This is a genomic window from Streptomyces sp. NPDC046805 (assembly GCF_040645355.1).
Lineage (GTDB): Bacteria > Actinomycetota > Actinomycetes > Streptomycetales > Streptomycetaceae > Streptomyces.
Window position 1 is genome coordinate 90,214 of sequence record NZ_JBEYYC010000023.1, and the last position, 16,860, is coordinate 107,073.

Here is a 16,860-nt window from a genome sequence, read left to right on the forward strand (position 1 = left end):
CGGTATCCGGGCTAACGGGGCCGAGGCCTCGCTCGCTCGTGCCACCCCGGCGGGTGAGAATCGGCACGCGTCGTGGGAGGAGGTGGTCGCGGGAGGAGGTGGTTGCGTTGGCCCGGCTGGACGTCGACGGGGGAGACCTGGTCGTGCGTCTGGGCTGGGCGGAGCGGTTCCTTGCGCGGCGGCGCGAGGTACGCGTGCCGCTGTCGGCCGTACGCGAGGTGAGGGTCGAGCCCGACTGGTGGCGCGGGCTGCGCGGGCTGCCGCGGTCCGCCCGATGGCTTCCCGACCGCTTCTGCGTGGGGGAGTGGCGGCATCCCGGCGGGCGGGACTTCGTCGCCGTGCGTGAACACGGGCCCGTGGTGGTGGTCGACCTGAAGCCGTCAGCGACCTTCGCGCGCGTCACCCTCTCCGCGTCCGACCCGGAGAGCGTCGTACGGGTCATCCGACTTCCTGCGTAGGCGTGTTGGGCTGCCGGCTTCATCAACCCCCTATGACATCCACGGCATTTACATGTGTTCGACGTGTTCGACGTATCGATCAAGGGGGACTTGCTATGGTGCTACTTGCCGGTAGCAAACGGAGAGCGGGGGGCACCGGCAGTCGTCGCCCGACCGGCGACGTCCATGACGACGCCTTCCATGACGGGGGATCGAGGCGAACGACCCGGCAAGGGGGCCGGGTCGGTCACGGCTTCCGTGCAGGCGCGCGACGCTGCCCTCGAACTCCGGTTTCTCGTCCACCCATGCAGACAGGTGAGACTCGACCCATGGCACGTTCCCTGGTTGATTTACTGACCGAGCACGCCGCGCACCATCCTGGCCGCACTGCCTACCGCTACCTCGTCACGGGCGACAGTGACGGAGAGGTGCGGAACCTCACGTACGGGCGTCTCGCCGAGCGGTCCCGGGCCGTCGCCGCCTGGCTGCAGGAGCGTGGACCGGCCGGGTCGCGCGCCGTGCTGCTCTATCCGCCCGGCCTCGAGTTCGTCTGCGGCTACCTGGGCTGTCTGTCGGCCGGAGTCGTCGCCGTACCGGGTGTGCCGCCGCAGGGCCGGGCGCGGAACCACCGCGCCCTGACCCGGATGCAGCGCCTGATCGCCGACGCGGACGCACAGGTGATCCTGGGCGGCCGCGAGGAGATCGCCGCCCTGGACGCCGTCGCGGAGCACCTGCCCGGACTGGACGGGATCGCCCGTGTCGCCACCGAGGACATCCCCGACGAGGCGGCCTCCGCCTGGCGTGAACCCGACCTGACCGCCGACTCGATCGCCTTCCTCCAGTACACCTCCGGCTCCACGTCCGCCCCGCGCGGCGTGATGGTGACCCACGGGAACCTGCTGGACAACCAGCGGATCATCACGGAGCGGCTGGGCCACACCCCGGACGCGATCGCGGAGCACGACCACGAGATGTTCGTCAGCTGGCTGCCCGCGTACCACGACATGGGCCTCATCGGCCCGACCCTCAACACGCTCCATCTCGGTGCCACCGCCACCCTGTTCTCGCCGCTGCACTTCCTCGAGCGGCCCGCGCGCTGGCCGACCGCCGTCAGCCGCTACCGCCCGCACACCAGCGGCGGCCCCAACTTCGCGTACGAGCTGTGTCTGAGGCACGCCACCCCGGAACTGCTCGACCGACTCGACCTGAGCAGCTGGAAGGTCGCCTTCAACGGCGCCGAACCGGTACGCCCCGCCACCCTGCGGCGCTTCGCGGAGACCTTCGGGGAGGCCGGCTTCCGCCGCGCGGCCCTCTACCCCTGCTACGGCCTGGCCGAGGCCACCCTGATGGTCACCGGCGGCTCGGTGGGCACCCCGCCGACCCTGCTGGCGGCCGCCGAGGACACTCCGCACGCGGGCGAGTCGGACGCGGCGGCCGTCAGCTGCGGCAGGCCCGCCACCGGATTGACCGTCGTCATCGCCGACCCCGAGCGGCAGGAGGAGCTGTCCGAGGGTGAGGTCGGGGAGATCTGGGTCGCGGGCGCGAGCGTGGCCAAGGGCTACTGGCGCAACGCCCTCGCCACCCGCGAGACCTTCCGCGCCACCCTCCCCGGCCACGACAGCCGCTTCCTGCGCACCGGTGACCTCGGATTCTTGCGCGGCGGCGAGCTCTTCGTCACCGGTCGCCTGAAGGACCTGATCGTCATCGACGGTCGCAACCACTACCCGCAGGACCTGGAGCTCTCGGCCGAGCTGTCCCATCCGGCACTGCGGCCCGGCTGCACCGCCGCGTTCGCGGTGAACGGCGGAGCGGACGGAGCGGACGGTGACGTGCGCGACGTGGGGCACGGTGGCGTCGGGGGCGAACAGCCTGTCGTCGTCGCCGAGGTGGCCGCGGAGAGCGGGGGCGAGTCCGAGAAGATCATCGATCTGATCCGCGCCATGATCGGTGAGGCGCACGGCCTGGCAGTCCGTGACGTCGTGCTGGTCCACTCCGGCACCATCCCCAAGACCTCCAGCGGGAAGATCCAGCGCCGCGCCACCCGGGCGGCGTACCTCGACGGCACCCTCGTCGCCCTCGCGCCCCTCGCCGTGACCGGCGCATCCGCATCCGGATGACCCGCTCTCCCTCGACGCACACCTGCGCGTCGGCGGCTCACGGCCGGCCGTAGCTCACTTCCACAGGCCTTTGCGCCGTACGGCCGTTGTCCCATGCCCGCGCCGTACGACCGTTGCCCCGCCGCCCGTCCGTCGTGCCGAGGTCACCCCTCCCGTGCGCGTCGCCTTCGCCGCGGTACCGCGAGCGGCCGTACCGCATCCGACTCAGCCCGAGTTCCCGAGGACACCTCCCCACATGCCTGCGAACGAGTCCCCGAAGCAGTCCCACGAGCCGTCCCCGACGACCTCCGAGGGCTTACGGGCCTGGCTGGCGGCTGCCGTCGCCGACGCGGCCGGGGTCGAGGTGGCGGCCGTCGACGAGGAGCGGCCGATCGCCGAATACGGCATCGGATCACGCCAGTTGGTGGCGCTGGGTGCCCAACTCTCCGAGCGGACCGGCGTGGCCCTGGAACCGGCCCTGCTCTTCGACCACCCTACGATCGCGGCGATTGCCGAGGCGGCCCTGGCGGTCCAACGGCCTGCCACCGCACCGGCGTTGCCGCATCCGACACCGGAACGGGCGGTCGTGCAGGAGACGGGCGACGGCGTGGCGATCGTCTCCATGGCCTGTCGGTTTCCCGGCGGTGCCGACACCCCCGACGCACTGTGGCGGCTGCTGGACGCGGGCCAGGACGTCATCTCCGAGGTTCCCGCGGGCCGTTGGGCAGTCGACGGGCTCCACGATCCCGATCCCGACGCGACGGGCAAGTCCTACACCCTGCGCGGCGGCTTCCTCGACGGCATCGACCGCTTCGACGCCCCCTTCTTCGGGATCTCCCCGCGCGAGGCCGCGGCCATGGACCCGCAGCAGCGGCTCCTGCTGCACACCGCATGGGAGACGTTCGAGCGCGCCGGAATCGTCCCGAGGACGTTGCACGGCAGCTCCACGGGCGTCTACATCGGCCTGTACGACAGCGGATACCTGGCCTCGGCCCCGCTCGGCCAGCTCGACGGGCATGTCGGCACCGGTTCGGCGTCCAGCGTTGCCTCCGGGCGCATCGCGTACACCCTCGGCCTGCACGGCCCGGCGGTGACCGTCGACACCGCATGCTCGTCCTCGCTCGTCGCGTTGCATCTGGCGGCGCGGGCGCTGGCGAGCGGCGAGTGCGACCTCGCGTTGGCGGGAGGCGCGTCCCTGCTCGTGACGCCGCGCGGGCACGTCGAGTTCAGCCGACTGCGCGCGCTGTCCCCGTCCGGGCGCTGCAGTCCCTTCTCGGCCGACGCGGACGGTGTCGTCTGGGCCGAGGGATGCGGCCTCCTCCTGCTCAAGCGCCTGAGCGACGCACGGCGCGACGGCGATCGGATCCTCGCCGTCGTCAAGGGCTCGGCGATCAACCAGGACGGCCGCAGCCAGGGCCTCAGCGCTCCCAGCGGCCCGGCTCAGCAACGGGTGGTGCGCGCGGCCCTGGACGCCGCGGGGCTGACACCGGACGACCTCGACTACGTCGAGGCGCACGGCACGGGCACCCCTCTCGGCGATCCGATCGAGGCCCGCGCGCTGGCCGACGTGTTCGGGCCCGGCCGACAGGCCGACCGGCCGCTCGGCGTCGGCTCCCTGAAGTCCAACATCGGCCACACGCAGGCCGCGGCGGGCATCGGTGGCCTCATCAAGACGGTGCTGGCCCTCGGGCGCGAGCGCATACCCGCGTCACTGCACGCCGAGCACCTCACGGAACACATCGACTGGGCGGGCAGCGGCCTGCGCGTGCAGGCCCGCGCCCAGGCATGGCCACGGAGCGCCGAGCGGGTGCGGCGGGCCGGCGTGAGCGCGTTCGGGATCAGCGGGACCAATGCGCATGTGGTCCTCGAGGAGGCACCGACGGAGGAACCGGCTCGGGGGAGCTGCGAGGATCGGGGGAGCGGCGAGGAGGGCACCGGCCTCAACCCGGCGCGGATCGCAGGCGCTTCCGGTCTCCACCGGCCCGGCACGACAGAGCCCCACGGCCTCTTCCCGCTGTCTGCCCGCAGCCGCCCCGCCCTCCGGCGACAGGCCGCCCGCCTCCTCGAACACCTCGAAGCACGGCCCGAGTTGCCCCTGCCCGCTGTCGCCGCGACGCTCGCCCGTCGCCGTACCCACTTCGACGAGCGAGCCGTGCTCCAGGCCGGTCACCGCGACGACCTGCTCGGCGCCCTTCGCGCACTCGCCGAGGGGATCCCCGATCCCGACCTCACCATCGGCCCCCAGCAGATCGCTCCCACGGGCAAAGTGGCGTTCGTCTTCCCCGGCCAGGGTGCCCAGTGGGCCGGTATGGCCCGTGAACTCCTCGACAGCGACCGGGTGTTCGCCGACGAGCTCGACCGCTGCGACGTCGCCCTGCGCCCGTTCACCGGGTGGTCGGTGGCGTCAGTGCTGCGCGGCGACGTGGGTTCCCCGGGCCTGGAGCGCGTCGATGTCGTCCAGCCGGTGCTGTTCGCCGTCATGGTGTCGCTGGCCGCCGTATGGCGGGCCCGGGGCGTCAGGCCTGACGCCGTGATCGGACACAGTCAGGGTGAGGTCGCCGCCGCCTGCGTCGCCGGGGCGCTCGGCCTGAGCGATGCGGCGGCCGTGGTCGTCCTGCGCAGCCGCGCCCTGACCGAGCTGTCCGGCACCGGCGCCATGGCCGTCGTCGCTCTGCCCCACACCGAGGTCGAGGCCGCGTTGGAGGGCCTCGACGGCGGGCGGCTCTGCGTCGCCGCCGTGAACAGCGGCCGCTCCACGGTGATCGCCGGTGATGTGGAGCCGCTGCGGGCGCTGTCGGCCGACCTCGAAGCGCGTGGGGTCTTCGTCCGTCACCTCGGAGTCGACTACGCCTCCCACAGCGCGCAGGTGGAACCCGTCCGCGCGACGATCCTCGACGAACTCGACGGAGTCACCACCTGCCCGCCGTCCGTCGCCTGGTACTCCACCGTCACCGGCGAGCCCGTCACCGGCGAACTGGGCGCCGACTACTGGTACACCAACCTCCGCGCACCGGTCCGCTTCGCGCCCACCGTGGCCCGCATGGCGGCCGACGGCTTCCGTCACTTCGTCGAACTCAGCCCCCACCCCTCCCTCCTCACGGCCGTGCGCACCGTCGGCGAGGACACGCACCACGACCTGCTCGCCGTCGGCTCGCTGCACCGCGACGAGGACGGCCGCGCGCGCCTGGACCGATCGGCCGCCGAACTCCACGTTCACGGACGGCAGATCGACTGGCGTCGCATCGTCCCTGACACCGCACCGGCCGATCTGCCGACCTACGCCTGGGACGCGCGGCGGCACTGGCGGGAGCCCGAGTCCCAAGCCGCGGTCGGAGGCGGCCTGTTCGACCGTGCCGCACATCCACTCCTCGGCATCCAGCTCCAGTCGGCGGACGAGGCGCGCTGGACCTTCCGCAACGAGTGGTCTCCGGCGACCGCCGACTGGTTGCCCGATCACGCCGTGTTCGGCCGGGCCGTGGTGTCCGGCACCACGCTGCTGGAGCTGTGCCGTGCCGCGCTCGCCGTGGCTCGCCCGGACGACCCGGCCGACGTCACCGATCTGCTTCTGCTCAGCCCCCTCGTGCTGCCGGCGTCCGGCACGGTCGAGGTGTCCGTGGAGGTGGTCACCGCCGGTACCGAACCGGAGATCACCGTGCACAGCCGCCCGCGCGGCCAGGACGTCACCGACTGGACCCTGCACGCCACCGCCACAGCCACTCCGTCCGTCGCTCTCACAACCATGGGCGCAGGGCAGCCCCCCGTGTGGCCGGAGCACGCCGACGAGGTCTGGAACCCGCAGACCTACGACCGTCTCACCGAGCGTGGTCTCGATTACGGCCCCGCCTTCCGCGGCGTACGGAAGGCGGTCGCGACCAGCGACGGCGATGGCGACGGCGAAATGCTGGCCCGGCTGTCGCTGCCGGCCGTGGCCCGTGACGTGGACGACCCCTATCCGGTCCACCCGGCGCTGCTGGACGCCGCGCTGCACGTGGCCGCGGCCTTCGGCACCGGCGACGAGGGCAGGGTGCTGCTGCCGGTCGCCGTGGGCCGCTGTGTCCTGCCGCCCGACGGCGCGACCGAGCTGACCGCGTCCGTACGGCGCACGGGTGGCTCCGCTACGGACCTCACGCTGGACGTCACGCTGTGGGACACCGACGGATTCCCGGCGGGACGCCTGGAAGGCGTACGTCTCCGGGCCGCCCGGGCCGACGACCTCGACGGCGGCTCGGGGAACGGGCGGCATCTGTACGAGGTCGCGTGGACCGAGGCGCCTGAGGGGCGGGCGGCCGCGACGGAGACCACGTGGGCTGTGGTCGACGACCGGACTGACGGGACTGACGGGACTGACGGGACTGACGGGACTGACCGGACAGGCTCACCCTGCCCGCACGTCACCGCCGCTCTGCGTGGCCTGGCGGTACGGGAGACGGGCGCGGACGTCGTCGTACGGTTCTGGCCGCGGACGGTGCCGGATCCCGAACCAGAGGCCGTGGCCCATGAGTTGGCGGTCACCGCACTCGCCGAGCTGCACACGCTGATCGCCCTGTCGGAGCGCGAAAAGCCGACCCGGACCGTCTGGGTGACCTACGGGGCGGTCGCGGCCGTCGACGGCGATCGGGTACCCGGCGTCGCCCAGTCCGTGCTGTGGGGCCTGGCTCGCAGCGCCCGCTCCGAGCACCCGGATCTCGGACTCACCCTGCTCGACCTCGACGACTCCGACCCCTCGGGTGTCCTGTCCGCAGCGGTGGGTCGCATGGACGAGCCCGAACTGGCCCTACGTGACGGCGTGTTGCTTGCCCCACGACTGGTGCGGGCGCGTGCCGTGGAGGACGCTCGGAAGCGGACCAGGGGCGCGTCCGACCACCCGATGGTCCTCGACCCGACCGACGCCCCCACGCCGATTCCCACCGACGGCACCGTGCTGGTCACGGGCGGACTCGGCGCCGTCGGCCGGAACATCGCCCGCCTGCTGGCCGAACACGGCGTCCCGCGCCTTCTCCTCACGTCACGTCGAGGCCCCGCCGACCCGCGCACCGCCGACGTAACCGCTGAACTGGCCAGGTTGGGAACGGCAGTTGAAGTGGCCGCCTGCGATGTCGCTGACACCGATGCTCTGGCCGACGTACTCGCCGGTGTCGGCGAGGAGTTGCCGCTGCGTGGCGTCGTGCACTGCGCCGGGGTGCTGGACGACGGAGTGGTGGCCGAGCTGACGCCCGAGCGGATGGCGCGGGTGCTGCGTCCCAAGGTCGACGGCGCCGCCCATCTGCACCGGCTCACCGCCGACGCTCCGCTCGACTTGTTCCTGCTGGTCTCGTCGGCCGCCGGTGTCGTCGGCAACACGGGCCAGGGAAACTACGCGGCCGCGAACGCCTTTCTGGATCAACTGGCCCATCACCGGGATGCCTTGGGTCTGCCGGGCATCTCCGTGTCGTTCGGCGCATGGGAGGGCGACGGCCTCGCCGCCGCACACGCGGACCTCGGCCGCATGGCCCGCCTCGGCCATCGCGCCCTCACCGCCGACCAAGGCCGTGACCTGGTCGAACGAGCCGTGCGCCGGAACGCCCCGCACGTCGTCGCCTGGGCACTCGACATGTCCCGCCTGCGCGACAACACGGCCGCGCGGACCGCGCTTTGGCGCTCCCTGCTGCCCCTGCCCCGCCACGCCGCCCAGGACTCCCGCGACGGCTTGGCCGCCCGCCTGGCCCGGCTGCCCGAAGCCGAGCGCGCCGCACGTGTCCTCGGCCTCGTCCGCGACGAGACGTCTCACGTCCTGGGGCTGCGCTCGGCCGAGTCCGTCCGCCCCGACCAGCCGCTGCGCGACCTCGGCATGGACTCGGTGACCGCGGTCGAGCTCCGCAACCGCCTCGCCGCCCGCATCGGAGCCCGCCTCCCGGCCACCCTCCTGTTCGACCACCCCACCGCGGACCGCCTGACCGACCACCTGCTCACCCACGCCCTGCCACGGGACGTCCGCACCGCCGAACTGCCTCGCACCACAACAGCCGACTCCACACCCGTGTCCCCACTCGCATCCGGCGAGCCGATCGCCATCGTCGCCATGGCGTGCCGCCTGCCCGGCGGAGTGACCGGCCCTGAGGAGCTGTGGCGGCTGGTCGCAGAGGGGCGGGACGCGGTGGGCCCGTTCCCGTCGGGACGGTGGGACGTGGAGTCGCTGTACGACCCCGACCCGGACGCTCTCGGCAAGTCGTACGCCCGTGAAGGCGGCTTCCTGGACGACATCGGGTCCTTCGACGCGGGCTTCTTCCGCATCACCCCGCAGGAGGCCGCGGCCATGGACCCGCAGCAGCGCCTCCTCCTGGAGATGGCGTGGGAGGCGCTGGAGCGGGCCGGGATCGTGCCGGGGCGGCTGGCCGGCAGCACCACCGGCGTGTACGTCGGCATGTTCGGCAGCGACTACCTGGCCGGCTCCCGGCTCGACCAGCTCGACGGCCATGTCGGCACGGGCTCCGCGCTGAGCGTGGCCTCGGGCCGGCTCGCGTACGCGCTGGGGCTGCACGGACCGGCCATGACCGTGGACACGGCCTGCTCTTCCTCGCTGGTGGCCACCCACCTCGCGGCGCAGGCACTGCGGACCGGCGAGTGTGACCTCGCGCTCGCCGGCGGGGTGACGCTGATGGTGACGCCGCAGACGTTCGTGGAGTTCAGCCGCCTGCGCGGGCTGTCCCCGACCGGCCGCTGCCGCTCCTTCTCCGACGACGCCGACGGCGCGATCTGGGCCGAGGGTGCAGGCCTGCTCGTCCTCAAGCGGCTGGCCGACGCCCGGCGCGACGGCGACGAGATCCTCGCCGTGTTGCGCGGCACGGCCGTCAACCAGGACGGCCGCAGCCAGGGGCTGTCCGCGCCCAACGGCCCGGCTCAGCAGCAGGTGATCCGGCGGGCTCTGGCGCTGTCCGGGCTGGAGCCCGCCGACATCGACCACGTGGAGGCCCACGGCACCGGAACCATGCTGGGCGACCCGATCGAGGCGAACGCCCTTGCCGCGGTCTTCGGCGACTCACGTCCGCAGGACCGCCCGCTCCACCTGGGTTCGCTCAAATCCAACATCGGGCATGCGCAGGCGGCTTCGGGCGTGGCCGGACTCATCAAGGTCGTGCAGTCCTTGCGCCATCGGACTCTGCCGCGCACCCTGCACGCCGACACGCCCAGCCGGCACGTCGAGTGGGACGACAGCGGGCTACGGCTGCTGCGCGATGCCGTGGACTGGCCGCCGACGGGGCAGCGGATCAGGCGTGCCGGGGTGAGCGCCTTCGGGATCAGCGGAACCAACGCTCATGTGATCGTCGAAGAGGCCCCACCCCCGCCGAAGGAGGCCCAGCCGACTGGTGAACTGCCCCCGGTGGAACGACTGTTCGTCCTCTCCGGACGTAGCGAGACCGCGCTGCGCGCACAGGCCGCACGACTGGCCCGGTACGTCACCGCGGACACCTCGCTCCCGGACGTCGCCCACACGCTGGCCCACCATCGCAGCCACTTCGAGTGGCGCACGCCGGTCGTCGCCGCCGACCGGCACGAAGTGCTCTCCTCCCTCCAGGCGTTGGCGAGCGGGCGCAAGCCCGTCACGCCGCCTCGCGGGGAGCAGACCGGCAAGGTGGCTTTCGTGTACGCCGGACATGGTGGCCAATGGGCGGGGATGGGAGTGGAGTTGATGTCCCGGTCTGCGGCGTTCCGGGCGGAGCTGACGCGCATCGACGAGGCCGTACGGCGACACGTCGGCTGGTCGGTGCTCAACGTGCTGCGCGCGCCGGAGGAGTTCTCCCCGCTCGACCGCACGGAGTACCTCCAGCCGGTGCTGTTCGCGGTCAACGCATCGCTGGCCGCGGCCTGGAGGGAGCTCGGTGTCACCCCGGACGCGGTCGTCGGGCACAGCCTCGGGGAGATCGCCGCCGCCTACAGCGCGGGCGCCCTCACCCTGGACGAGGCGGTGACCGTGGTGACCGGGCGCGCCCGGGCGGTCGTACCCCTGGTCGGGCGCGGCGGCATGCTGGCCGTGGAACTGCCGCACGTGGACGTCGAGGAGCTGCTCGAACCGTATGCGGGACGGCTGTACGTCGCGGCCGTCAACAGCGCCCGCACCACGGCCGTTTCGGGCGACGTCGACTCCCTGGTCGAGCTGCGGCAGCACCTCGCCGAACGCGAGATTCCCGCCCTTGTGCTGTCGACCCCGTTCGCCTCCCACACCCCGTTGATGGAGCCGTTGCGCGACGACGTGCTCGACCGCTTCTCCGGCATCCGGGGCACGCGCTCCTCGACCCCGTTCTACTCGTCGGTGCTGGCCGCACCGGTGCCAGGGGAACGGCTCGACGCCGCGTACTGGTTCGCCAACCTCAGGCAGCCCGTGCGCTTCGCGGACACGGTCCGGCGGTTGCTGGACGACGGGTACCGCTACTTCGTCGAGCTCAGCCCGCACCCGTCCCTCACCTCGTCCATCGAGTCGGTGGCCACCGAGGCCGGCCTCGACGCGGTCGGCGTCGGTTCGCTGCTCCGGGGGCGGGACGGCCATGATGTACTCCTGGACAGGCTGGGGGAGTTGTACGCGTCCGGGCACACCCCCGACTGGTCGACGCTGTTCCCGCGCGGCCGTCGGCTCGACCTGCCGACGTACGCCTTCGCCCGTGAACGCCACTGGCTCGCCCCCGTCCGGGCCACCCCCACCGGCGGCTCACCGCTCCTCGGCACGCACGTCGAGGCCAGCGACGAGCCCGGGCGGGACATCTTCCAGACCGAGATCGACCTCCGCGACAACCGCTTCGCCTATCTGGCCGACCACCTGGTCACCGGCGAGGTGTGGCTGCCCGGCGCCGCCTTCCTCGGCATGGCGCTCGAGGCCGCGTCGGCACGGACGGAAGGCGGAGTGGTACGGCTGTCCGACGTGAGCTTCGTGCGGCCCCTGCGTCTGGCCGAAGGCCGGCCCGTACGGCTGCAACTGGTCCTGCGGCCCGCCGAGGACGACGGGTTCCGGCCGTTCACCGTCTCCGCCGCCGCAGCCGGTGAACGCTGGGAGCGGCATGCCACCGGCCGGGTCGCCGTCACCTCACCGCACCCCGAGGGCACGGAGGACGACGCGGGCGAGGGCCTCGGCGCGCTGCGGGAGCGCTGCGCGGAGCGGGTCGACCTAGCGTCGGTGTACGCCGGACTCGCGGCCCTCGGTATCGACTACGGCCCCTCCTTCCGAGGCCTGACGGAGGGGCACCGCACCGATTCCACGGCACTCGCCCGACTCGCCGCCAGGCCCGCCGCCGGTCACCTTCTGCACCCCGCCGTGCTGGACGCCGCCTTCCACGCGGCCGCACTGCCCGGAAACGCCCCACGGGGGCGGGCGTTCGTGCCCGCCGGGGCCGGCCAGTTGCGGTTCACCGGGCGCCGCACCACGCCCGCGTGGGTGACGTGCGCACTCCGATCCGCGGACGGCGACACCGCGACCGTGGACCTGCGACTGTGGGACGAGGACGAGCAACTCCTCCTGGAAGTACGTGAGTTCCGGCTCGCCGCGCTGTCGCCGCTGGACGGCGCGCTGTTCGAGACGTGCTGGCAGCCTCGCCCCGAGCCGCAGGAGCCGCCAGCCGAGGGCACCTGGCTCGTCCTCGCCGACGAGGACGGTACGGCTGACGAACTGACAGCGAAACTAGGTGACTTGGCGTCGCACGTTATCGCGCGCAGGGGAGCGGAGTTCGGCAATGACGGGCCCGGCCGGTACGTCCTGGATCCGGCCGATCCCGAACAGCTGGCCCGTCTGCTGGACGAGGCCTTCGCCGACGGGCCGCCCGAGCGGGTGGTCCAGCTGTCCGCGCTCGACGCCCCGCGCGTCCACGATGCCCGCAGCGCCGAGGAGGCGGCCCGGCTGTGCTGTCTGAGCACTCTGCACCTGGTACGGGCCCTCGCCGACCGCGCGCGGGGCCGCGCCCCCCGCCTGTTCGTGGTCGTCCGCGGCAGCCAGGCCGCCGGAGGCAGCACACAGGTGACACACCCCCAGCAGGCGCTCGGCTGGGGTTTCGGACTCGCGGTGGCCCAGGAGTACCCGGAGTTCGCGACCACCCTGATCGACCTGCCGTCGACGGGCGGAGCCGACGCACTGTGGGCAGAGCTGTGGCACGCGGACGACGAACGGCTCGTCGCGCTGCGCGAGCAGGGCCGCCTGGTCCCCCGCCTGACCCGCACCAGCTTCGACGACGCCGGCGCCCGCGATGACGCTGGGGCCCGCGATGGCAGTGAGACCCCGACCGCCGACGGCGGCGTGCGGCCGGACTCCGACGGCGTGTGCCTCGTCACCGGTGGACTGGGCGGCCTCGGACGCGTCGTCGCCGAGCGGCTGGTCCGTCGCGGCGCCCGCCGGCTCGCGCTGATGAGCCGACGTGGGCCCGACGCGGACACCGCCGCCTGGATCGCCGGCCTGGAGCGGCGCGGCGTCAGCGTGCACGTCGCCCGCGCCGACGTCGCCGACCGCGCCGGTCTCGCGGCCGCCCTGGATGCCGTACGACGCGAGGCCGGGCCGATCGCCATGGTCGTACACGCGGCAGGCGTACTCGACGACGCGACCGTGGCGAATCTGACCGACGAGCGTGTCCTTCGGGTCCTCGCCCCCAAGGTCCTGGGCACCGCCCTGCTCACCGAACTCGTCCCGGAGGCAGGGAACCTGGTCCTGTTCGCCTCGGCGGCCGGTCTGCTCGGCTCGGCCGGACAGAGTCCTTACTCCGCGGGCAACGCGTTCCTCGACGCCTGGGCACACCACCTGTCCCTGGCCGAGCGGAGGGCGCTGAGCCTGGACTGGGGAGCCTGGGCCGGCGTCGGCATGGTCGCCGGGTCCGACACCCGCGCCGCCGAGACCGGCCGGTCCGGCCTGATCGCCTTCTCCCCGCAGGACGGCGGCGAACTGTTCGAGCGGGTGCTGGGAACGTCACGCCGTCAACTCGCGCCTCTCGCCCTGGACTGGGACATGCTGGCCCTGGACCCGGACGTGGTGCGCGGTCGCCCCCTCCTGGCCGGCCTCGTCACCGTCCCGGCGGGCAGCGCGGACCCGGACGACCTCGTGCAGAAGGTGTTCGCGGCGACGAGCGAACGGGACCGTGCCGAATGGCTGGAGACGTACGTACGGTCCCGTGTCGGCGAGGTGGCCGGCGGTGCCGTGGACGTGTTCGCCACCACCGCCCTCAAGGAACTCGGCCTTGACTCCCTGATGTTGGTGCGCCTGCGCAACGCCTTCGCCAGCGAACTGGGCGTCGACCTCCCCACCGCCGACGTGTTCTCGGCGGCCGACATCCGCGCTCTCGCCCGGGTGTTGGACGCGGCGCTGCCCGGGCGGGAGACCCGCCTCCGGCAGTGGTCGGACGCCGACCGCACAGCGGAGGCGGGTGTGCCCGTGACCGAACTACGGCCCGCCACCCGGGACGTCGTACGACTGCTGCGCAGCGCCCGGCCGGACATGCCGCCCGCCGCACACGGCGTCGGTCTCGCCGTACGTCTCACCGAGCCGACCACCCGCGAGACCCTCGCCGGCATCCTCGACCGGCTCGCACGGCGGCACGCGGCGCTGCGTACGGCCGTCGTCACGGGCGAGGAAGGGGTACGACAGCTTCGCGTGGACCGGGAGTTGACGCGGCCGCTGCTGCGGTGGACCGCGGTGACCGACGCGAAACCGCAGTCGAACCCGGACCATGACCCCGCCGACCGGCTGCGCCGCCTGCTGGAACCACCCTTCGATCTGGCCGGCACCCCGCTCTGGCGGTTCGAGCTCGTCGACGGCGGCCCCCATGGCCAGTTCCTGGTGTTCGGCGCACATCACGCGGTGAGCGATCTCCAGTCGCTGCTCCTCGTGGCCGCCGAGATCGACGCGGAACTGTCCGGCACCCCGCTCGCCGACACCGTCACCAACCGGGACATCGACCTCCTGATCGAGGCCCAGGAAGGCGGCGACGGCCCGGGCGCCGAATGGCGCGAGACCTTCCGGGGCAGCGAGCGACTCGACCTGACGCTCGCCCGGCCGCGCCCGGAGACCCGCTCGTACCGGTCCGGCAGCGTGACCGTGACGATGCGCGACGGCCTCATGGAACGGATCTCGGCTGCCGCGAGCGGCCTCGGCGTCACGGCCGCCGCCTACTGCCTCGGCACCCTGACCGTACTACTGGCCCGGAAGCGGGAGCGCGAGCGGTTCGTGCTCGCCGTGCCCGTGGACACCCGTATCCACGCCGACGCGTACGGCGCGGTGGGCTTCTTCGGCATACCGGTGCCCTTCCCGGCCGAGGCCGCGGCGGGCGAGCCGGTCGAGGAGGTGCTGCGGCGGACCGACCGTCGCCTGGAGAAGGTCCTGGCGAAGGGAGCCGTGTTCTCCGACGTCCTGGCCACGCTCGCCCATGAGGGGCTGTACCGGACGAACGCGCCACTCGTCGAGGTGTACTTCAACTTCGTTCGCTTCGCTGGTCAGTTGACCAAGATGGAGATACTGCCCGCCGGCACCGGTCACACGGACCTCGACCTGATGGTCACGATGACCCCGGACGCGGGCACGGTCAGGCTCGACCACAACCTGGACATCCTCGACGCGGCGACCGCGACCGAGCTGGGGGAGGAATTCCTGCGGCTGCTCGCGGAGACCACCGAGGATGCGAGCGTGCCCGTGCGCACGCCTGCGTCCGCGCTCGTGCCTGCATCCGCGAAGGGGCCTTCGACATCTGCCGCTCCCGCCGCTGCTTCGCCGGTCGTCGCCCTCGCCGCCACCTTCGCCCTCGGCGACCTTCCACTGATGTGCGAGGCGGCATTCGCCGAGGCGGACGGCCCGACCGTGGCGGAGGCGCCGTACCACCAGGTGTTCGCGAGCCTCAAGGATCCGGCCGGGGTCTTCGCCGACCCGGCCACGGCGGTGGGCGTGGTGCTGCTGCGGGCGGCGGACCTGGAGCGCTTCGGCCCGGTGGACGACGCGCTGCTCGCCGAGTTGCGCGGCGCCTACCCGGCCGCCCTGAAGGCCCTGGCCGAGCGCACCCGCACACCACTCGTCGTCGGCTTCCTGCCGACCGGCCGGGACGAGGACCGCTTCCTCCGATGGGAGCAGGGCATCGCCGCCGAGCTGGCCGAACAGCCCGGCATCGCGGTGCTCGGCCCCGACGACTGGACCCGGCACCACACCGTCGACGACCGCTTCGACGAACGGACCGACCGGCTGGCCCACCTGCCCTTCACCCCGCACTTCCAGGCGGCCGTGGCCCTGAATCTCGCCGAGGTCGTACGGGCGGTACGGCGCCCCGCGCCCAAGGTGATCGCCGTCGACGGCGACGAGACCCTCTGGGGCGGCGTGGCCGGCGAGACCGGACCGGAGGCGGTGGAACTGGCCGGATCGCGCGCCCTGTTCGCGCGCAGGCTGTTGCAGTGGCGGGAGGCGGGGGCGCTGCTGATGCTCGTCAGCAACAACGACGAGGCCACGGTCCGGGCTGTGCTGGACCGCCCCGACAGCCTGCTCAAGCCCGAGCACTTCAGTGTGCTCTCCGCCGCCTGGGGACCGAAGCCCGAGCGCCTCGCGGACGCGGCGCGCACGCTCGACCTCGGTGTGGACAGCTTCCTGTTCCTCGACGACAACCGCGCCGAGATCGCCCGGATGCGGTCGGCGCTGCCGCAGGTGCTGTCCGTGACTTGCCCGCCCGAGGTCGAACTCGCCGAGTTCCTCAGCCGGTTGTGGCCACTGGTCCCGATGGCGGCGACCGCGGAGGACGCGTTGCGTGCACGGTTCTACGAGCAGGAGCGGGAGCGGGACGCCGTTCGGGAGCAGGGCCTGGGCGGATTCGAGGAGTTCCTGGCCCAGTTGGACCTGGAGGTCGACCTGCACCCCTTGGACGGCGACGACGACGTGCGGCGGGCCGAGCAACTCGTGCGCCGGACCAACCAGTTCTCCCTGCACGCTCGCTCCGCCGACGGTGCCGACCTGGGCCGGTGGCGGGAGCGGGGCGAGGTGTGGACGGCCGCGGCCCGGGACCGGTTCGGGGACTACGGCCAGATCGCGGTGCTCGCGATGCGCGCCGACGGCGACCGACTCGACGTACTGGCCTGGGCGATGAGCTGCCGGGCGCTCGGCCGGGGCGTCGAGGAAGTCCTGTTGGGGTGGCTCGCCGACCGTGCCGACGAACGGGGCTGCGTGAAGGTGCGGCTGACGGCGGAGCGCACTCCGCGCAACGTGCCCGCCCGACGGTTGCTGGCCGCGCTCGGGGGTGGCGACCAGGACGACGAACGGTTGGAGGCCGTGGTCACACCGCGGCAGCTACGGGCCTTCCGATCCTGGGAGCAGTGAGGACAGGCAGCAACCGACGGAAGCGACGGACAAGGGCGGC

At 72.9% G+C, this 16,860-nt stretch carries 3 protein-coding genes; all 3 read left to right on the top strand.

Going from position 1 to position 16,860, the window contains the following annotated elements:
- Window positions 1–98: 98 nt before the first annotated feature.
- Window positions 99–458, top strand: coding sequence for a hypothetical protein (locus tag ABZ910_RS24095; RefSeq protein ID WP_361368681.1), 360 nt, complete (start codon window positions 99–101; stop codon window positions 456–458).
- Between the two features lie 308 nt (window positions 459–766).
- Window positions 767–2,554 (top strand): fatty acyl-AMP ligase, encoded by a 1,788-nt coding sequence (locus ABZ910_RS24100; RefSeq protein WP_361368682.1) that lies wholly within the window; start codon window positions 767–769, stop codon window positions 2,552–2,554.
- Window positions 2,555–2,789: 235 nt separating this feature from the next.
- Window positions 2,790–16,820, top strand: a complete 14,031-nt coding sequence (locus ABZ910_RS24105) for an SDR family NAD(P)-dependent oxidoreductase (RefSeq protein ID WP_361368684.1) — start codon at window positions 2,790–2,792, stop codon at window positions 16,818–16,820.
- Window positions 16,821–16,860 lie beyond the last annotated feature (40 nt).